This is a genomic window from Saccharothrix sp. BKS2 (assembly GCF_047689505.1).
GTDB classification, from domain to species: Bacteria; Actinomycetota; Actinomycetes; order Mycobacteriales; family Pseudonocardiaceae; genus Actinosynnema; species Actinosynnema lopnurensis.
Window position 1 is genome coordinate 298,380 of record NZ_JAUQOL010000010.1, and the last position, 18,261, is coordinate 316,640.

Annotated in this window: 16 protein-coding genes; 10 read left to right on the forward strand and 6 right to left on the reverse strand. The window is 72.6% G+C overall.

Annotated elements, in window-relative coordinates; genetic code table 11:
* Window positions 1–101 precede the first annotated feature (101 nt).
* The 9 genes from uvrC (at window position 102) to Q5530_RS23040 (ending at window position 9,039) form a co-directional block, all read left to right on the forward strand.
* Window positions 102–2,042 (forward strand): excinuclease ABC subunit UvrC, encoded by a 1,941-nt coding sequence (gene uvrC, locus Q5530_RS23000; protein ID WP_415364829.1) that lies wholly within the window; start codon window positions 102–104, stop codon window positions 2,040–2,042.
* Window positions 2,043–2,068: 26 nt separating this feature from the next.
* Window positions 2,069–2,926, forward strand: a complete 858-nt coding sequence (rapZ, locus tag Q5530_RS23005) for an RNase adapter RapZ (RefSeq protein WP_380642080.1) — start codon at window positions 2,069–2,071, stop codon at window positions 2,924–2,926.
* The gene (locus Q5530_RS23010) at window positions 2,923–3,954 is read left to right on the forward strand and encodes a gluconeogenesis factor YvcK family protein (protein WP_415364830.1); all 1,032 of its coding nucleotides are present in this window, start codon (window positions 2,923–2,925) and stop codon (window positions 3,952–3,954) included. The genes rapZ and Q5530_RS23010 overlap by 4 nt, the downstream gene beginning before the upstream one ends.
* Window positions 3,945–4,931, forward strand: a complete 987-nt coding sequence (whiA, locus tag Q5530_RS23015) for a DNA-binding protein WhiA (RefSeq protein ID WP_415364831.1) — start codon at window positions 3,945–3,947, stop codon at window positions 4,929–4,931. Before Q5530_RS23010 ends, whiA begins: the two co-directional genes overlap by 10 nt.
* A 392-nt stretch (window positions 4,932–5,323) precedes the next feature.
* Window positions 5,324–6,328 carry a type I glyceraldehyde-3-phosphate dehydrogenase gene (gene gap / locus Q5530_RS23020; RefSeq protein ID WP_380641970.1) on the forward strand — a complete coding sequence of 335 codons (1,005 nt, stop codon included), beginning with the start codon at window positions 5,324–5,326 and terminating at the stop codon, window positions 6,326–6,328.
* 20 nt (window positions 6,329–6,348) lie between these two features.
* Window positions 6,349–7,515: a phosphoglycerate kinase gene (locus Q5530_RS23025; RefSeq protein ID WP_415364832.1), complete on the forward strand. Its 1,167-nt coding sequence runs from the start codon at window positions 6,349–6,351 to the stop codon at window positions 7,513–7,515.
* Window positions 7,515–8,303: a triose-phosphate isomerase gene (gene tpiA, locus Q5530_RS23030; RefSeq protein WP_380641975.1), complete on the forward strand. Its 789-nt coding sequence runs from the start codon at window positions 7,515–7,517 to the stop codon at window positions 8,301–8,303. The genes Q5530_RS23025 and tpiA overlap by 1 nt, the downstream gene beginning before the upstream one ends.
* Window positions 8,304–8,393: 90 nt before the next feature.
* Entirely contained in the window at window positions 8,394–8,624 is a 231-nt protein-coding gene (secG, locus tag Q5530_RS23035; RefSeq protein ID WP_380641978.1) for a preprotein translocase subunit SecG, read from the forward strand.
* A 70-nt stretch (window positions 8,625–8,694) separates the two neighbouring features.
* A complete protein-coding gene (locus Q5530_RS23040) occupies window positions 8,695–9,039 on the forward strand; it encodes an RNA polymerase-binding protein RbpA (RefSeq protein ID WP_380641981.1) in 345 nt (114 codons plus the stop codon).
* Between the two features lie 199 nt (window positions 9,040–9,238).
* Here Q5530_RS23040 and Q5530_RS23045 read toward each other — a convergent pair whose 3' ends face one another.
* Window positions 9,239–10,150: a hypothetical protein gene (locus Q5530_RS23045; RefSeq protein ID WP_415364833.1), complete on the reverse strand. Its 912-nt coding sequence runs from the start codon at window positions 10,148–10,150 to the stop codon at window positions 9,239–9,241.
* Window positions 10,151–10,191: 41 nt separating this feature from the next.
* Between Q5530_RS23045 and Q5530_RS23050 the strand changes: the two genes are divergently transcribed.
* Window positions 10,192–11,058, forward strand: coding sequence for a hypothetical protein (locus tag Q5530_RS23050; RefSeq protein ID WP_415364834.1), 867 nt, complete (start codon window positions 10,192–10,194; stop codon window positions 11,056–11,058).
* Between the two features lie 365 nt (window positions 11,059–11,423).
* On the opposite strand, the gene Q5530_RS23055 is transcribed toward Q5530_RS23050, so the two are convergent.
* From Q5530_RS23055 to Q5530_RS23075, 5 genes are all read right to left on the reverse strand, one after another.
* Window positions 11,424–12,557: a sensor histidine kinase gene (locus tag Q5530_RS23055; RefSeq protein WP_415364835.1), complete on the reverse strand. Its 1,134-nt coding sequence runs from the start codon at window positions 12,555–12,557 to the stop codon at window positions 11,424–11,426.
* Between the two features lie 535 nt (window positions 12,558–13,092).
* A complete protein-coding gene (gene pgl / locus Q5530_RS23060; protein WP_415364836.1) occupies window positions 13,093–13,827 on the reverse strand; it encodes a 6-phosphogluconolactonase in 735 nt (244 codons plus the stop codon).
* Complete coding sequence (gene opcA, locus Q5530_RS23065; RefSeq protein ID WP_415364837.1) at window positions 13,824–15,095, reverse strand: glucose-6-phosphate dehydrogenase assembly protein OpcA; 1,272 nt, start codon at window positions 15,093–15,095, stop codon at window positions 13,824–13,826. Before opcA ends, pgl begins: the two co-directional genes overlap by 4 nt.
* Window positions 15,092–16,636 (reverse strand): glucose-6-phosphate dehydrogenase, encoded by a 1,545-nt coding sequence (gene zwf / locus Q5530_RS23070; RefSeq protein ID WP_380641993.1) that lies wholly within the window; start codon window positions 16,634–16,636, stop codon window positions 15,092–15,094. Before zwf ends, opcA begins: the two co-directional genes overlap by 4 nt.
* Window positions 16,633–18,249, reverse strand: a complete 1,617-nt coding sequence (locus Q5530_RS23075) for a glucose-6-phosphate isomerase (RefSeq protein ID WP_415364838.1) — start codon at window positions 18,247–18,249, stop codon at window positions 16,633–16,635. The genes zwf and Q5530_RS23075 overlap by 4 nt, the downstream gene beginning before the upstream one ends.
* Window positions 18,250–18,261: the final 12 nt, after the last annotated feature.

Genomic DNA, 18,261 nt, shown 5'->3' on the forward strand with positions numbered 1-18,261 from the left:
CGGCCGCGGGTCCGGGACCGCGGGTCCGGGGGCGACCGCCCACCGGACCGGGTGAACCGACCACGCGATCGTTTGTCGGTGCCCGCACGTAGGCTTGTCGCGTGGCCGACCCGTCGACCTATCGCCCCGCGACAGGCACCATCCCCGAAGCCCCCGGCGTGTACAAGTTCCGCGACGCCGGTGGCCGGGTGGTCTACGTCGGCAAGGCCAAGAACCTGCGCTCCCGCCTCAACTCCTACTTCGCCGACATCACGGGCCTGCACCCGCGCACCAGGCAGATGGTCACCACCGCGGCGAGCGTCGAGTGGACCGTGGTCACCACCGAGGTCGAGGCGCTCCAGCTGGAGTACAACTGGATCAAGGAGTTCGACCCCCGCTTCAACGTCCGCTACCGCGACGACAAGAGCTACCCGGTCCTGGCCGTGACGCTGCACGAGGAGTTCCCCCGCCTGCACGTCTACCGCGGCCCGCGCCGCAAGGGCGTCCGCTACTTCGGCCCCTACGCCCACGCCTGGGCCATCCGGGAGACCCTGGACCTGCTGCTGCGCGTCTTCCCGGCCCGCACCTGCTCCGCCGGCGTGTTCAAGCGCCACGGCCAGATCGGCCGCCCGTGCCTGCTCGGCTACATCGACAAGTGCTCCGCGCCCTGCGTGGGCCGCGTCACCGCCGACCAGCACCGCGACATCGTCGAGGACTTCTGCGACTTCCTGGCCGGCCGCACCGACTCGCTCGTCCGCCGGCTCGAACGGGAGATGACGGCCGCCGCCGAGGAGCTGGAGTTCGAGAAGGCCGCCCGCCTGCGCGACGACCAGGCCGCCCTCAAGCGGGCCCTGGAGAAGCAGGCCGTGGTCCTCGGCGACGGCACCGACGCCGACGTGGTCGCCTTCGCCCAGGACGACCTGGAGGTCTCCGTGCAGGTGTTCCACGTGCGCGCCGGGCGCGTGCGCGGCCAGCGCGGCTGGGTCGTCGACAAGGTGGACGAGGTCGGCGTGCCCGAGCTGGTCGACCAGTTCGTCACCCAGTTCTACGGCGAGCAGGTCGACTCCGCGCGGGCCGGCGGCGTCGAGGCGGCGCCCGTGCCGCGCGAGGTGCTGGTGCCCGAGCTGCCCGACGACGCGCCCGCCGTGGAGAGGTGGCTGTCCGACCTGCGCGGCGGCCGGGTGGTGCTGCGCGTCCCGCAGCGCGGCGACAAGCGCGCCCTCATGGAGACCGTCGGGCGCAACGCCGAGGAGGCGTTCCAGCAGCACAAGCTGCGCCGCGCCGGCGACCTCACCGCCCGCTCGGCCGCCCTCCAGGAGCTCCAGGAGGCGCTGGGCCTGGACTCGGCGCCGCTGCGCATCGAGTGCACCGACATCAGCCACGTGCAGGGCACCGACGTGGTGGCCTCGCTCGTGGTCTTCGAGGACGGCCTGGCGCGCAAGTCCGAGTACCGCCGCTTCGCCGTCCGCGAGGCCGCCGAGCAGGGCGACGTCGCCTCCATCGCCGAGGTCGTGCGCCGCCGCTTCCAGGCTTACCTGAGGGAGACCGCCGACGCCGGTCCGAACCCCGGCATCGACCCCGAGACCGGCCGGCCGCGCAAGTTCGCCTACGCGCCGAACCTGCTGGTCGTCGACGGTGGCGCGCCGCAGGCGCAGGCGGCCTCCGACGTGCTGGCCGAGCTGGGCATCACCGACGTGGCGGTGGTCGGCCTGGCCAAGCGGCTGGAGGAGGTGTGGGTGCCCGGCGAGCCGGACCCGGTCATCCTGCCCCGCACCAGCGAGGCCCTCTACCTGCTGCAACGCGTGCGCGACGAGGCGCACCGGTTCGCCGTCGCCTACCACCGGCAGAAGCGGTCCAAGCGCATGACCACCTCGGCCCTGGACGACGTGCCGGGCCTGGGGCAGACGCGCAGGGCCGCACTGCTCAAGCACTTCGGCTCACTGAAGAGACTGCGTGAGGCGAGCATCGAGGAGATCAGCGTGGTGCCCGGCGTGGGCCGGCGCACCGCGGAGGCCGTGCACGCGACGTTGAGCGCGGTCGGTACCGAAGGGGAAACGAAGTGAGCGCACCGGCCGGCGAGAAGTCCGGCATCGAAGTCGCGGTGGTGACCGGCCTGTCCGGCGCGGGCCGCAGCACCGCCGCCAAGTGCCTGGAAGACCTCGGGTGGTTCGTGGTGGACAACCTGCCGCCCGAGCTGATCGCGACCATGGTGGAGCTGGGCGCGCAGGCCAGGGGCGCCATCACCAGGGTCGCGGTCGTCATGGACGTGCGCAGCCGCGCGTTCACCGACGACCTGGCGGCGATCATCAAGGACCTCGACACCCGCGGCTACAAGCCGAAGGTGCTGTTCCTGGAGGCCACCGACGCCGTGCTGATCCGCCGGTTCGAGTCGGTCCGCCGCGGCCACCCCCTCCAGGGTGACGGGCGCCTCGCGGACGGCATCGAGGCCGAGCGGGTCCTGCTCACGCCGCTGCGCGAGGAGGCAGACCTGGTGCTGGACACCTCCGGCCTGTCCGTGCACCAGCTGCGCAACAAGATCGAGGACACCTTCGGCTCCGAGGCGGCGACCCGCACGCGCGTGACCGTGCTGTCGTTCGGCTACAAGTACGGCCTGCCGATGGACTCCGACCTGGTGATGGACGTGCGGTTCCTGCCGAACCCGTTCTGGATCCCCGAGCTGCGCGAGCAGACCGGCCTGGACGGCGACGTGCGCAACTACGTGCTCACCCAGGAGGGCGCGGAGGAGTTCCTCGACCGCTACCACGAGCTGCTGCGGCTCATCGGCGCCGGCTACCGGCGCGAGGGCAAGCGGTACCTGACGCTCGCGGTGGGCTGCACCGGCGGCAAGCACCGCAGCGTGGCCATCTCCGAGGAGCTGGCCGCCCGGCTGGCCAGCGAGGACGGCATGGCGGTCAAGGTCGTGCACCGGGACCTGGGACGCGAGTGAGCTGGACAGCTGTGGCGCTGGGCGGCGGGCGCGGCCTGCACGTCACGCTCACCGCGCTGCGCCGGGTGACCGACGACGTGACGGCCGTGGTCACGGTCGCCGACGACGGCGGCTCCTCGGGGCGCCTGCGCCGTGAGCTGGGCCTGCTGCCGCCCGGCGACCTGCGCAAGGCGATGGTGGCGCTGGCGGGCGAGGACCCCGCCAGCGCGATGTGGGCGACGCTGTTCCAGCACCGCTTCGGCGGCACGGGCGCGCTGGCCGGGCACGCCGTGGGCAACCTGGTGCTGGCCGGGCTGCTGGAGCAGCTGGGCGACCCGGTGGCGGTGCTGGCGGAGGCCGCCCGGCTGCTCGGCGTGCGCGGGCGCGTGCTGCCCATGTGCACCGAGCCGCTGGAGATCGAGGCCGACGTGTCCGGGCTGGACGACGACGCCGACGTGGAGCGCCGCATCCGCGGCCAGGTCGCGATCGCCACCACCCCCGGCCGGGTGCGGCGCATCCGCCTGCACGGCCCCGGCGGGCCCGGTGAGGCGCCGCGCGGCTGCCCGGAGGCCGTCGAGGCGGTGCTGAGGGCGGACGTGGTGCTGCTCGGGCCGGGGTCCTGGTTCACCAGCGTGCTGCCGCACCTGCTGGTGCCCGAGCTGCACGACGCGTTGACGCGCACCGCCGCGAAGAAGGTCGTGGTGCTCAACCTCGTCCCCCAACCGGGCGAAACCGCCGGCTTCTCCCCGGAGCTGCACCTCGACGTGCTGTGCGAGCACGCGCCGCGGCTGCGCGTGGACGCGGTGATCGCGGACGTCGGCGCGGTGCCCGTCCCGGACCGCCTGCGGCGCGCCGCCGCAGCTCTGGGGGCCGAGGCGCACCTCGTGCCGGTCGCCGTGGCCGGTGCGCCGGACCGGCACGACCCGGCCGCGCTGGCCCTGGGGATCCGGCGGGCGTTGGCCGGCCCCGCTGACGGGACCGGCGGGGCGTCGAGTACAACCCTGCTGGAAGAAGGCACGACCAGGGGAGGCGAGGCACCGTGGCGATGACGTCTGCGGTCAAGGACGAGCTGAGCAGGCTGGCCGTCTCCAAGACCTGCTGCCGCCGCGCGGAGGTCGCGTCCCTGCTGCGGTTCGCGGGCGGCCTGCACATCGTCGGCGGGCGGGTGGTCGTGGAGGCGGAGCTGGACCTGGGCTCGACGGCCCGGCGGCTGCGCCGCGAGATCCACGAGCTCTACGGGCACCAGTCCGACGTGTTCACCATTACCTCCAGCGGCCTGCGCAAGGGCACCCGGTTCGTGGTGCGCGTGGTCAAGGACGGCGAGGGCCTGGCCCGCCAGACCGGGCTGCTGGACCCGCGCGGCCGCCCGGTGCGCGGCCTGCCCGCGCCGGTGGTGTCCGGCGGGGTGTGCGACGCGGAGGCGGCCTGGCGCGGCGCGTTCCTGGCGCACGGCTCGCTGACCGAGCCCGGCCGGTCGTCGTCGATGGAGATCACCTGCCCGGGGCCGGAAGCGGCGTTGGCGCTGGTCGGGGCGGCGCGGCGGATGGGCATCGGCGCGAAGTCGCGGGAGGTGCGCGGCGCGGAGCGGGTGGTGATCCGGGACGGCGACGCGATCGGCGCGATGCTGACCAGGCTCGGCGCGCACGACAGCGTGCTGGCCTGGGAGGAGCGGCGGATGCGCCGCGAGGTGCGGGCCACGGCCAACCGCCTGGCGAACTTCGACGACGCCAACCTGCGGCGCTCGGCGCGGGCCGCGGTGGCGGCGGCGGCGCGCGTGCAGCGGGCGCTGGAGATCCTCGGCGCCGAGGCGCCGGACCACCTGGCCGCGGCGGGCGCGCTGCGCCTGGCGCACCGGCAGGCGTCGCTGGAGGAGCTGGGCCAGCTGTCGGAGCCGCAGATGACCAAGGACGCGGTGGCCGGCCGCATCCGGCGCCTGCTGGCCATGGCCGACAAGCGCGCCAAGGAGATGGGCATGCCCGACACGGAGTCCGCCGTGACCGCGGAAATGCTGGAGGCCGAGGTCTGACCGCCCCCTCGCGCGAGTCGTACGCCCAGACCCCGCGAGTCGTACGTCCAGACCGGTCGTGTCGTACGTCCAGACCCCGCGAGTCGAACGTTCAGGACCATCGTGTCGAACGTTCAGGACCCCCGAGTTCCACATTCGCGTCAACCGCGGGCGATGCCGTGGGCGGGGCGGTGGCGGTGTCGGGCCCGGAGATCGCCGGAACGCCCGGCCGCTTTGTTACTTGACGGTAACAATGCCGTCAAGCTGGATTTTCTTGTTCGATAAAGAGATCCTGGTGGTGCGGGTGACCAGGGCCTCGGCGCGGAGGCTAGGCTGACCGACGGCTGCCTGGTCAGCCCATGACTGCACGCCTCTGGTGTTCGTTCCGCCAGTCGAGATCGAGGAGACTCACCGTGACGGTTCGCGTAGGTGTCAATGGTTTCGGCCGCATCGGCCGCAACTTCTGGCGCGCCGTTCAGGCCAGCGGGCACGACATCGAGATCGTCGCCTTCAACGACCTCGGTGACGTCAAGACGATGGCACACCTGCTCAAGTACGACTCCATCCTCGGCCGCCTGGACGGCGAGGTGACCGTGACCGACGAGGGCATCTCGGTCGACGGCAAGGTCATCAAGGCCCTGGCCGAGCGCGACCCGGGCAAGCTGCCCTGGAAGGACCTCGGCGTCGACGTCGTGGTCGAGTCCACCGGCTTCTTCACCGACGCCACCGTGGCCCGCAAGCACGTCGACGAGGGCGGCGCGAAGAAGGTCATCATCTCGGCCCCGGCCAAGAACGAGGACCTCACCGTCGTCCTGGGCGCCAACGAGGGCCAGTACGACGGCTCGCAGACCGTCATCTCGAACGCCTCGTGCACCACGAACTGCCTGGCCCCGCTGGCCAAGGTGCTGCACGACTCGTTCACCATCGAGCGTGGCCTGATGACCACCATCCACGCCTACACGCAGGACCAGAACCTCCAGGACGCGCCGCACAAGGACCTGCGCCGCGCCCGCGCCGCCGCGCTGAACATCGTGCCCACCAGCACCGGCGCCGCCAAGGCCATCGGCCTGGTGCTGCCCGAGCTGAACGGCAAGCTCGACGGCTACGCGCTGCGCGTGCCCGTGCCCACCGGCTCGGCCACCGACCTGACCGTCACCGTGGGTCGCGACGTCACCCTGGACGAGGTCAACGCCGCCTACCAGGCCGCCGCCGAGGGCCCGCTGAAGGGCTACCTGCGCTACAGCACCGACCCGATCGTGTCGTCGGACATCGTCACCGACCCGGCGTCCTGCATCTACGACGCGCCGCTGACCAAGGTCAACGGCAACCAGGTCAAGGTCGTCGGCTGGTACGACAACGAGTGGGGCTACTCCAACCGCCTCGTCGACCTGGTCAACCTCGTCGCCGGCAAGCTCTGAAGCGGTACGGGACGCTCGCTGTGAAGACTCTCGAAGACCTGCTCAGCGAGGGTGTGTCGGGTCGGCGCGTGCTCGTGCGCGCCGACCTGAACGTCCCCCTCGACGGCGACCGGATCACCGACGACGGCCGCGTCCGCGCGTCGGTCCCGACGATCAAGGCGCTCGTGGGCGCGGGCGCCCGCGTCCTGGTCGCCGCCCACCTCGGCCGCCCCAAGGGCGAGCCGGACCCCAGGTTCTCCCTCGCGCCCGTCGCCGCGCGGCTCGGTGAGCTGCTCGGCCAGGACGTCGTGATCGGCACCGGCACCGCCGACGCCGACGGCACCGTGGTGCTGCTGGAGAACATCCGCTTCGACCCGCGCGAGACCAGCAAGGACGACGCCGAGCGCGCCGCCCTCGCCCGCGAGCTCGCCGCCAAGGCCGACGCGTTCGTCTCCGACGGCTTCGGCGTCGTGCACCGCAAGCAGGCGTCGGTCTACGACGTGGCCCGGGAGCTGCCCCACTACGCGGGCGGCCTCGTGCTGGCCGAGGTCGAGGTGCTGCACCAGCTCACCGAGGACCTCAAGCGGCCCTACGTCGTCGTGCTCGGCGGCGCGAAGGTCTCCGACAAGCTCGGCGTCATCAAGAACCTGCTGGGCAAGGTCGACCGGCTCCTCGTCGGCGGCGGCATGGCCTACACCTTCCTCAAGGCCCAGGGCCACGAGGTCGGCCGGTCGCTGCTCCAGGAGGACCAGCTCGACCAGGTCCGCGGCTTCCTCGCCGAGGCCGAGGAGCGCGGCGTGGAGCTCGTGCTCCCCGTCGACGTGCTCGCGGCCACCGGGTTCGCCGCCGACGCGCCCCACGAGGTCGTGCGCACCGACGCCATCCCCGCCGACCGCGAGGGCCTGGACATCGGCCCCGAGACGCGGGAGCTGTTCGCGGGCAAGCTCGCCGACGCGCGGACCGTCTTCTGGAACGGCCCGATGGGCGTGTTCGAGTTCGAGGCGTTCTCCGGCGGCACGCGGGCCGTCGCCGAGGCGCTCGTCAAGAGCGACGCCTTCACCGTGGTCGGCGGCGGCGACTCCGCCGCGGCCGTGCGCGCCCTCGGCCTGCCCGAGGACGGCTTCTCGCACATCTCCACCGGTGGTGGCGCATCCCTGGAGTTCCTCGAAGGCAAGGAACTCCCCGGCGTGAAGGTCCTGGAGGACTGATGGCCGCGCGCCAGCCCCTCATCGCGGGCAACTGGAAGATGAACCTCAACCACCTCGAAGCCATCGCCCTGGTGCAGAAGATCGCCTTCTCCCTGCCGGAGAAGTACTTCGCCAAGGTCGAGGTCGCGGTGCTGCCGCCGTTCGTCGACATCCGGTCCATCCAGACCCTCGTCGACGGCGACAAGCTGCTGCTCAAGTACGGCGCGCAGGACCTGTCGCCGCACGACTCCGGCGCCTACACCGGCGACGTGTCCGGCGTGATGCTCGCCAAGCTCGGCTGCTCCTACGTCACCGTGGGCCACTCCGAGCGGCGCGAGTACCACCAGGAGGACGACGCCCTGGTCAACAAGAAGGTCAAGGCCGCGCTCAAGCACGGCATCACCCCGATCTTCTGCCTGGGCGAGCAGGTCGACGTCCGCGAGGCGGGCGACCACGTGCCGTTCTGCACGAACCAGCTGGTCGAGGGCCTCAAGGGGCTCTCCGCCGAGCAGGTCCGGAACGTCGTGATCGCCTACGAGCCCGTGTGGGCCATCGGCACCGGCAAGGTCGCCTCGGCGGCCGACGCCCAGGAGGTCTGCGCCGCCCTGCGCGTCAAGCTCGCCGAGCTGCACGGCGAGGACGTCGCTTCGGCCGTTCGGGTGCTTTACGGCGGTTCCGTCAAGTCCGGCAGCATCGCCGAGCTGGTCGCCCAGAAGGACGTCGACGGCGCCCTCGTGGGCGGTGCGAGCCTGAACGCGGACGAGTTCGCCAAGCTGTGTGCCCTCGCGGCGGGTGGCCCACTACCCTGATCTGGTTGACACGCACTCCCCCGGCAGTGGTCCACGGTCGGCAGTCGACCGGGTACTCTGTGGCGTCACCTGCCTGACAGCGAGGAAGAAATGATCCTGTTCCTGCAGATCCTGTTGATCGTCTCGAGCTTGCTGCTCATCCTGCTGGTGCTGCTGCACCGCGGGCGCGGCGGCGGTCTGTCCTCGCTGTTCGGCGGCGGTATGCAGTCGAGCCTGTCCGGTTCCAGCGTGGTGGAGAAGAACCTCGACCGGCTGACGTTGTTCGTCGGCGCGGTCTGGGTCATCGCCATCGTGGGCACCGGGCTGCTCATGAAGCTCTGACCGAGCTCTCCTCGGTCCGAGCTTTCGGTCCGGCAGACAGGGAAACCACGTGGTGGGGGTGTGAGGGTCGATGGCTGGTGGTAACGCGATTCGCGGTACCCGCGTCGGCGCAGGCCCGATGGGCGAATCGGAACGCGGCGAGTCCGCGCCCCGACGTCGGGTGTCGTACTGGTGCGCGAACGGGCACGAGTCCCGGCCGTCGTTCGCGGTCGAGGCGGATGTCCCGGAGAACTGGGACTGCCCCCGGTGCGGTCTTCCGGCGGGGCGCGACGAGCAGGCACCCCCTGCTCCGCCGCGCAACGAGCCGTACAAGACGCACCTGGCGTACGTGAAGGAGCGCCGCTCCGACGCGGACGGCGAGGCGATCCTCGAAGAGGCGCTCATGAAGCTGCGCAAGCAGCGCGAAGAGCCCTAGTTCGGAGCGTGACCGGGAGGTTTTCGACCTCCGGTCGCGTTCGACGGGCACGACAGCGGCCCCCGTGGTTCCCCACGGGGGCCGTTGCTGTGCTTCTGCGGTTTGTGAGCTTCGCTCGTGTGTGGTGCTGTTCCGTTCGCGGGTTCGGTCCGCCGGTCCAGGTCCGCCGGTCCAGGTTCGCCGGTCCAGGTCCGCCGGTTCAGGTTCGCTTGGCGAACAGGCCGGCGAACTGGCGGCGGATCACCAGGGCGCCCAGCAGCAGGATGAGGACCAGGGCCACGAGGGTGGGCGTGGTGCCGCTGGTGGAACTGGTCAGGGCCACCTCGACGCTGCCGACCAGCACCAGGCCGCAGTCGGCGCGGACGACGTGACGACCCGGGTGGATCGTCCGGAACTCGACCAGGGTGCTGAAGGTGCCCGACGGGTCGGCTCGCGTCGTACCGATGTCCTCGCCCTGGGAGGTCAGCCTCACCTCGGAGTCGGGGGCGCAGCCGGTGCCCGTGGCGGTCAGGGGATCGCCCGGCTGGATGTTGTCCTTGTCCAGGGTCAGGACGCCGTCGCCGACGCCCTCGTCCTCCAGCGGGATCGGTGCGCTGGTGGACGTCACAGTGGTGGTGGTCGTGGTGGTGGTCGTCGTTGTCGTGGTGGTTTCAGTGGTGGTCGACTCCGACGCGCGGGTCGTGCTCGTCACGGGCGGGGGAGTGGTCGTCGCGGTGACCGCGGGCGCCGTCGTGGTGGTCTGGACCGCCGTCACGGTGAAGGCGTCCGTGGGGCTGCCGGTGGCCGCGCAGACGGGCCGGGCCGTGACGGCGTGACCGCCCGGGGTCGCTCCCGGCGGGACGGTCGCGGTGCCGGAACCCCGACCCCTGTCCCCGTGCCACCCGGTGCCGACGACCTGGCCGGTGTCCCAGACGAGCTGCACCGTGCGGTTGGAGCAGCGCGGGTCCAGGTAGAGGTCGGCCCAGCTCACGGTGAACGTGCTGCCCGCCGGGCCCGAGTCGGGGGACGCGGTGGCGGTGGGGCGCGGTTGGGCGGATACCGGTGTCGCTACGAGCACGACCACGCCGTAGGCCAGGGTGCCGAGTAGAGCTAGTGTTCCTGCCGATCGCATGACGACCTTCCCCACTCCCGAGGTGCCCTGTGAGACGCATTATGAGCAGCCTCGTCCTACTGCTCCTGTGCGGGACCTCCTTCGCGTTCGGCCCGGCCTTCGCGGTCGGTGAGGCCCGTGCGGTTGCCTCGGCCCACGCGGCCGGCCCGGCCCACGCGGCCGGCGAGGCGATCACCGTTGACGCCACAGTGGACGGAACACCGGTCGGCGAGGAACGGCTGGTGCTGGACCCGGCGGCCTCCCCCCGGATCGAGGTGACCGTCCACAATGGAACGGACGTCGTCCGGCACGTCAAGTCGGTCCGCCTGTCCGGCGCGGTGCTGGCGCTGACGTTCTTCTCCTACGACACGACCGTGCCGTTCGAGGTGCCGGGTCGGCAGAGCGTGACGCGGGCGTTCGCGCTGGACGTGAGCCGGCTGGGCGGTCAGGCGACCGGGCTGCTGCCGACCACGCTGGAGGTGCTGGACGCCAACCGCGACGTCATCGGGTCCGCGCGGGCCGTGGGTGACGTGCGCGGGTCGATGTGGTCGGTGTACGGGCTGTTCGGCTTGGCGATGGCGGTGTTGACCGTGCTCGCGTGGACGGGGGTCCTGCTGGCGCTGGCGCGGCGGCGGTTGCCGGCCGGCCGGTGGGGGCGGGCGGCTCGGTTCCTGCCGGCGGGGGTGGGGTCGGGGCTGGTGGCGGTGATCGCGTTGTCGGTGCTGCGGGTGGTGGTGCCTTCGCCGGGGGTGGGGGTCGGGCTCGTGCTGGGGACGGCCGGGGTGGTGTTCGCGCTGGGGTGCCTGACGCGGCACCCCGATGCCGACGACCTGCCGCCGGAGCCGGCGGGCGGCTCGCCCGACCTGCCCCCGGCAGATCCCGAGGCGACCCAGCGCATCCCGCGTCCGCTGCCTGGCCGGGTGGCTTGACGGGGCCGGGTGGCTTGACCGGGACTGTGCCGGTGCGGGTGGCGGTGACAGGGTCGACGGGGGTCTGGTCCGGCGGCTCGGCTCAGCTCCACCGGCGCTCCACTGGCCTGTGGCGGTCGGGCTCGGGTGGTCCGGGCCGGGGGCGCCGGGGCAGGGGGCGGGACCGGGGCCAGGTCGAGGTCCTGGTTCGGGTCGAGGCCCGGGTTCCGGAGGGCTCGGCTCGTGGCTTGGTGCGGTGCCGAGTGGGTGGTCTGCCTGCGGCGGGGACTGGGTTCCTGAGGCAGGGGTGTGGTCGGGTTTCCTCATGTTCCAACCGACGACGGTAACGGTGTTTCCGTACATCGGTCACCCGATCGTGTGACGGGTCAGGTGTCCAGGGACCTCGTCACCGGGAACGTTACCCGGACCAGGTAGCCGCCGTCTTCTGTGGGGGCTGCGGCGAAGTCGCCGTTGAGCAGGGCGGCTCTTTCGCGCAGGCCCATGAGGCCGTGGCCGCCGCCGGGGAGGGTGCCGGTTTCCTGTCGGTGGTGGGGTGGGTCGTTGCGGATCTCCGCTCGCAGTTCGTCCCGGTCCACGACGACCAGTACGCCGGTCGGGGCGCCGGCTGCGTGCTTGCGGACGTTCGTCAGCGCCTCCTGCACCGTGCGGTACACGGCACCGGACACCGGGGCCGGCAGCGACGCGACCTCTCCGTGGACCGCGAGACTGATCGGGAAGCCCGCGGTGGCCACCAGTTGCGGCAGGTCCTCGACCCTCGGTTGGGGCGAGTCGTCGCCGCTCGTGGTTCGCAGGACGCTCACCAGTTGGCGCAGTTCGTCCAGGGTTCTGGTGCTCAGCGTGCGGATCGTGCCCGCCACCCGTCGCGCGTTCGGGTCCTCCGCCGCCATGCGCAGGGCACCCGCCTGCATCGCGATCAGGCTCACCTGGTGCGACACCACGTCGTGCATCTCGCGCGCCAGCCGGGCCCGCTCGTCGGCCCGCACGGCGTGCGAGTGCAGCATCCGCTCCCGCTCCCGGCTGGCGGCCAGTTCGGCGATGCGCGCCGACAGCTCCTCGCGCGCGTGGGCGAGGAGACCGATCGCAATCGGCATCCCGGCCACCAGGCAGCCGTAGATGGCGTTGTGGACGTGGGTCTTCCAGTCCAGCTCCACGAACTCGGACGGCGGCCACGTGAAGAACCGGCTGAACCACACCAGACCGGCGCCGATGAACGTCTGCGTCGACAGCAGCCTGCGCCGCGCCAGCGTGCCGAGCGCGATCATCGCCGCCAGCTGCGCCCACCCGGCCAGGAACCCCGGCGCGGTGATCAGCACCACCAGGAACGGGAACCGCCGGCGCAGCGCCACCGCCACGACCGCCACGGCCGACAGCACGTAGTTGTACGTCTCGGCCTCGGGCACCACCCGCAGCCACACGTCGAGCGCCGCGATCGCCACGGCGGCCACGTCGAACGCCCACTGCCGGTAGCGCTCGACCCACCCCCGGGCAGCACTCGACACCCGATCGGTCGGAACGCCGTTGACCCGACCGCCCGGCGGCCTCTCCACCGCGTTGCCGGCCAGGGTCGGACCTCCCGAGTCAGCTATCCGCCGGTCCTCACCGTACTGCGCCGCCATCACGCTTGGCATGACCCGCCCTCCGCCTCCGACCCCGCTCGCTGCCCCCGCTCACCTGTCGAGACAGCCTGATCACCCGAAAGGGACGCTTGGGCGACCAACAAATTGCGAGCGCGAACGTCCGACATGCGGACAGGGGAGGGGTGGGCAAGGCAAGGAAAGGGCACGACGGAAGGTCCCGGTGGAGATTCCGGTGGGAGGTCCCGATGGGAGGAGGGCAGGGCGAGGAAGGCAGGGCGGAGAGAGCGGGACGGGGCACGACGCGGGAGAGGCAGCGCGGGAGAGGCAGCGCGGGGGAGGGCACAGCGCAGGAGGGGTACCGGCCAGCCGCGTGGTCCCACGCGGGGAGGGTTGCCTGCGGAGTGGCCGTCCCGAGAGCGAGGAGCGCCGACGGGACGGCCGTTCCGAACAGCGGGTGCTAGCGCGGCGGCAACTTCGACGCGGCGGCGGTGTCCAGCAGCCACAGGGTGCGCTCGGTGCCGACCGCGCCCGCGGCGGGCAGGTCCACCTCACCGGCCCCACCGAGGGCGGAGGCCACGGCCCCGGCCTTCGCCGCACCGGTCGTCATCAGCCACACCTCGCGCGACGCCCGGATCGCGGGCAGGCTCAGGCTCACCCGGGTCGGCGGCGGCTTGGGGCAGTTCCGCACCGCCACGACCGCGCGGTCCCGCTCGTGCACCGCGGGGGAGTCCGGGAACACCGACGCCACGTGCCCCTCCTCGCCCACGCCGAGCAGGCACACGTCGAACGCGAAGCCCTCGCCCAGCAGCTCCGCGTACGCCGCGGCGGCCGCGTCCGGGTCGTCGCCGAACCGGCCGTCGGAAGCCTCCACCACGTGGACGTGCTCGGCGGGCACGGGCACGTGGTCGAGCAGCGCCTCGCGCGCCTGCGTCTCGTTGCGCTGGGGGTCGCCGGACGGCAGGAACCGCTCGTCACCCCAGTACAGCTCCACCCGCGACCAGTCCACCGCGTCCCGCGCGGGGATGTCGCGCAGCTGCTCCAGCACGGCGGTGCCGGTGCGCCCGCCGGTCAGCACCAGGTGCGCCTCGCCCCGCGCGGCCTGGGCGTCCACCAGCGCGGTCACCAGGCGGGCGGCCGTGGCGGCGGCCAGGAGGTCGCCGCCACGGTGCACCACGATCTGCGGGTCGCTCACGAACCCGCCTTCGCCTTGCCGGGGGCCTTCGCCGACTTGGCCTTGGTCGGGGCCTTGGCGTCCGACGCCGTCCGGGACTTCGCCGCGGCCTTGGCGGCGGGCTTCGCGCCCGACGCCTTCGCGCCCGACGCCTTCGCGGCCACCGACTTGGCGGCCGGGGCCTTGGCATCCGCGGCCTTGGCGGCAGCCGGAGCGGCAGCAGTAGCAGCCGGGGCCGCGGTGTCCGCAGACCCGCCCTCCCCGGCCTTCACGTCCGACGGCTTCGCCTCGACGGGCTTGGGGTCCGCCGACACCTTCGCCGGCGCCGGCTTGCGCCCACCCGCCGCGACGGCGGCCTTCGGCGCGGTCCGCCCCCGCACCACCTTGCCCAGCGCCCTCAGCGCCGTGTCGTACACCTCGTCCGGGTCGAGCCGCCGCAGCTCCTCGGCCAGGCAGTCCCGCACGACGCGCCGTTGGAGCGCCACCCGGCGCTCCGGCTGACCCGGCTGGTTCAGCGCGCCGACCTTGCCGTCCGGCCGCGACAGCTCCACCACACCGGACCGGCGCACCAGCCGCACGTCCACGATGCCCTCGCCGCGGGCCGCCTTCGACCGCTTCACCGGCACCTTCAGGTACGCGGCGAGCCACGCGGCCAGCAGGTCGGTCGACGGCGAGTCGCTCTCCCCGCTCACCTCGGCCTCGACGACCTTCTCGTACGGCGGCAGGTCGAACGCCGACGCGAGCATCGCCCGCCACAGCGTCAGCCGCGTCCACGCCAGGTCCGTGTCGCCCGGCGTGTACGAGGCGCGCCGCTGCTCCAGCGCCCTGATCGGGTTCTTCTCGGCCGCCGCGTCGGTGATGCGGCGCTGCGCGAGCTGCCCGATCGGGTCCTCCGCCGGCACGGCGGGCGCCTCGTTCGGCCACCACGCCACCACCGGGGTGTCCGGCAGCAGCAGCGGCACCACGCAGGAGGCGCCCTCGTTGGCCAGCTCCCCGTACAGGCGCAGCACGATCACCTCGGACGCGCCCGCGTCACCGCCGACCCGGATCTGCGCGTCCAGCCTCGGCGCGGCCTTGCGGGCGCCGCGGGCCACCACGATCACCCGGCAGGGGTGCTCGCGGCTGGCGTCGTTGGCCGCCTCGACGGCCTCCTCGGTCTTCGCGCCGTCGTCGGTGACGATCACCAGGGTGAGCACCCGGCCGAGGGTGACCGCGCCACCCTCCTCCCGGATCTGCACCAGCTTGCTGTTGACCTGCGACGTGGTCGTCGAGGGCAGGTCGATGATCACGGACGCCTCCAGTGCCTGCCGGTCCGGGCCAGCATCCTGTTCGCGGACGCCGGACCCCAGGTGCCGGCCTTGTACTTCTCCGGCTCGCCGTGCGTGGCCCAGTGCCCGAGCACCGGGTCCAGGATCTCCCACGACAGCTCGACCTCGTCGTTCTTCGGGAACAGCGACGGCTCGCCCAGCAGCACGTCCAGCAGCAGCCGCTCGTACGCCTCCGGGGAGGACTCGGTGAACGCGTGGCCGTAGCCGAAGTCCATCGTGACGTCCCGGACCTCCATCGAGTTGCCCGGCACCTTCGAGCCGAACCTCATGGTCACGCCCTCGTCCGGCTGCACCCGCACGACCAGGGCGTTCTGCCCCAGCTCCTCGGTCGCGGTGTCGTCGAACGGCAGGTGCGGCGCCCGCTTGAACACCACGGCCACCTCGGTGACCCGGCGGCCCAGGCGCTTGCCGGTGCGCAGGTAGAACGGCACGCCCGCCCAGCGGCGGGTGTTCACCTCGCAGGTGATCGCCGCGTAGGTCTCGGTGATCGAGTCCTTCGCGAAGCCGCCCTCCTCCAGCAGGCCGGGCACCTTCTGCCCGCCCTGCCAGCCGCCGGTGTACTGGCCGCGGGCGCTGGTCTCGTCGAACGGCCCGGTCGCCCGGGTCGCCGACAGCACCTTGACCTTCTCCGCGCGCAGGTCGCTGGGCCGGAACGAGACCGGCTCCTCCATCGCGGTCAGCGCGAGCAGCTGGAGCAGGTGGTTCTGGATCACGTCCCGCGCCGCGCCGATGCCGTCGTAGTAGCCCGCGCGACCGCCCAGGCCGATGTCCTCGGCCATGGTGATCTGCACGTGGTCGACGTAGTTGGCGTTCCAGATGGGCTCGTAGAGCTGGTTGGCGAAGCGCAGCGCCAGGATGTTCTGCACCGTCTCCTTGCCGAGGTAGTGGTCGATGCGGAACACCGACTCCTCGGGGAAGACGTCGTTGACGGTCTTGTTCAGCTGCTTGGCGCTGCTCAGGTCGTGGCCGAACGGCTTCTCGATGACCACCCGGCGCCACTGGCCGGGGTTGTCGGTCGGCGGCGTGGCCAGGCCCGCGCGCTTGAGCTGGTTGACCACCGTGGTGAACGCGCTGGGCGGCACCGACAGGTAGAACGCGTGGTTGCCGCCCGTGCCGCGGTCGCGGTCCAGGTCGGCCAGCGTGGTGGCCAGCGTGTCGAACGCGCTGTCGTCGTCGAAGGTGCCCTGAACGAACCGGACGCCCTCGGCGAGCTGGTCCCAGACCTCCTGCCGGAACGGCGTGCGGGCGTGCTCCTTGACCGCGGAGTGCACGACCTGCATGAAGTCCTGGTCGGCCCAGTCGCGGCGGGCGAAGCCGACGAGCGCGAAGCCCGGCGGCAGCAGGCCGCGGTTGGCCAGGTCGTAGATGGCGGGCATGAGCTTCTTGCGCGACAGGTCACCCGTCACGCCGAAGATCACCAGACCGGAGGGCCCGGCGATGCGCGGGAGCCGCTTGTCCCTCGGGTCCCGCAGCGGGTTGCGCTTGGCGGCGGGCGCTGTCACGAACCATCCTCCTGGATTGCCTCGACGAGCTGCGCCAGCCCGGCGACGCGGTCGGTCAGGTGCAGGCGCAGCACCGGTCGCCCGTGCTCGGCCAGCACCTGGCCGTCGCCCAGCGCCTGCGCCAGTTGCAGCGTGCTCAGGTCGTAGGGGCGGCCCGGCACGTCCAGCGACACCTCCGAGGCCCCGGTGAGCTGGAGGAAGACGCTGTTCTGGTGGCCGCCCTTGTGGTACTGGCCGGTGGAGTGCAGGAACCGCGGTCCCCAGCCGAAGGTGGTCTGGAGGTGTGAACGCCGCGCCAACTCCGGGCGGACGAGGGCGAACGAGGCGTCGTCGATCCGGTCCAGGTACGCCTGCACCGACAGGTAGCCGTGCTCCGGGGCGGCCGCGACGAGCGCCTTGATCGCCTCGGCGACGGTCTTGACGTCCGGCGACAGCCAGCCCTCGCTCGGGTAGACCTCGACCGGGCCGTCGGTGAACGCGGGCGACACCGAGGACGCCGCGGGGGAGTCCAGCAGCGACCGGGCCGCCTTCTTCGCCGCCTCCACGTCCGGCTGGTCGAACGGGTTGATCTCCAGCACGCGGCCCACCAGCGCGGTCGCGTACTCCCACACCAGGAACTGCGCGCCGAGCGCGCCCTCCACGGCGAGGGTCGACGAGCCGGTGGCCGGGCCGATCGCGACGGTCGTGGCGTCCGAGCGCGCGTCCGAGAAACCGGGCGCCCCGGGGCCCTCCACGACCACCGGCAGCAGGCCGGTGCCGTTCTTGCCGGTCGACTCGGCGATCAGCTGCTCGGCCCAGTCGCCGAAGCCGGAGATGCCCGATCCGGTGTCGGCGAACACGATCTTCTCCGCGCCGTGCGCGTGCGCGACCGCGAAGGTCGCGGCCAGCACCACCGCCGGGTTGTCCGCCGAGTCCGCCGAGACCAGCGGGGCGACCGCGGCCGCCTCGTCGAGCAGGGCGCCGACGTCCGCGCCGGCCAGGCCCGAGGGGACCAGGCCGAACGCGGTCAGCGCCGAGTAGCGGCCGCCCACGTTCGGGTCGGCCAGGAACACCCTGCGGTAGCCGGCCTCCCGGGACGCCGCCTCCAGCGGCGAGCCCGGGTCGGTCACCACGACGATCCGCGAGGCGGCGTCGACGCCCGCGGCGGTGAACGCCGCCTCGAAGATCCGCCGGTGGCTGTCGGTCTCGACGGTGCCGCCCGACTTCGACGACACCACCAGGACGGTCCGCTCCAGGTCGCCCGCGAGCGCGTCGGCGACCTGGCCCGGGTCGGTGGTGTCGAGCACGACCAGCGGCACGCCCGCCGTGCCGGTGATCACCTCGGGGGCCAGCGAGGAGCCGCCCATGCCGGCGAGGACCACGCGGTCCACGCCCTCCGCGAGCAGCTCCTCGCGCAGCGCGGTGATCTCGGCCACCAGCGGGCGCGACGTCTCGTGCAGCGTCGTCCACGACAGGCGGATCGACGCCTCGGGCTCCGCCTCGGGACCCCACAGCGTGGCGTCCCCGGCGGTGAGCCTGCTCGGCGCCGAGTCCCGGACCAGGTCACCGATGACGGTGTCGACCTGGTCCTGGTTCGGTGTGCGGACGATCTCCACGGAGATCACCTCGGTCATGATTGTCCTCGT

What these genes read in the sequence shown, in the direction of transcription:
- Q5530_RS23040 (WP_380641981.1), top strand. Translation starts at nt 8,695, where the DNA reads ATGGCTGGTGGTAACGCGATTCGCGGTACCCGCGTCGGCGCAGGCCCG.
- Q5530_RS23045 (WP_415364833.1), bottom strand. Translation starts at nt 10,150, where the DNA reads ATGCGATCGGCAGGAACACTAGCTCTACTCGGCACCCTGGCCTACGGC.
- Q5530_RS23075 (WP_415364838.1), bottom strand. Translation starts at nt 18,249, where the DNA reads ATGACCGAGGTGATCTCCGTGGAGATCGTCCGCACACCGAACCAGGAC.
- tpiA (WP_380641975.1), top strand. Translation starts at nt 7,515, where the DNA reads ATGGCCGCGCGCCAGCCCCTCATCGCGGGCAACTGGAAGATGAACCTC.
- Q5530_RS23050 (WP_415364834.1), top strand. Translation starts at nt 10,192, where the DNA reads ATGAGCAGCCTCGTCCTACTGCTCCTGTGCGGGACCTCCTTCGCGTTC.
- secG (WP_380641978.1), top strand. Translation starts at nt 8,394, where the DNA reads ATGATCCTGTTCCTGCAGATCCTGTTGATCGTCTCGAGCTTGCTGCTC.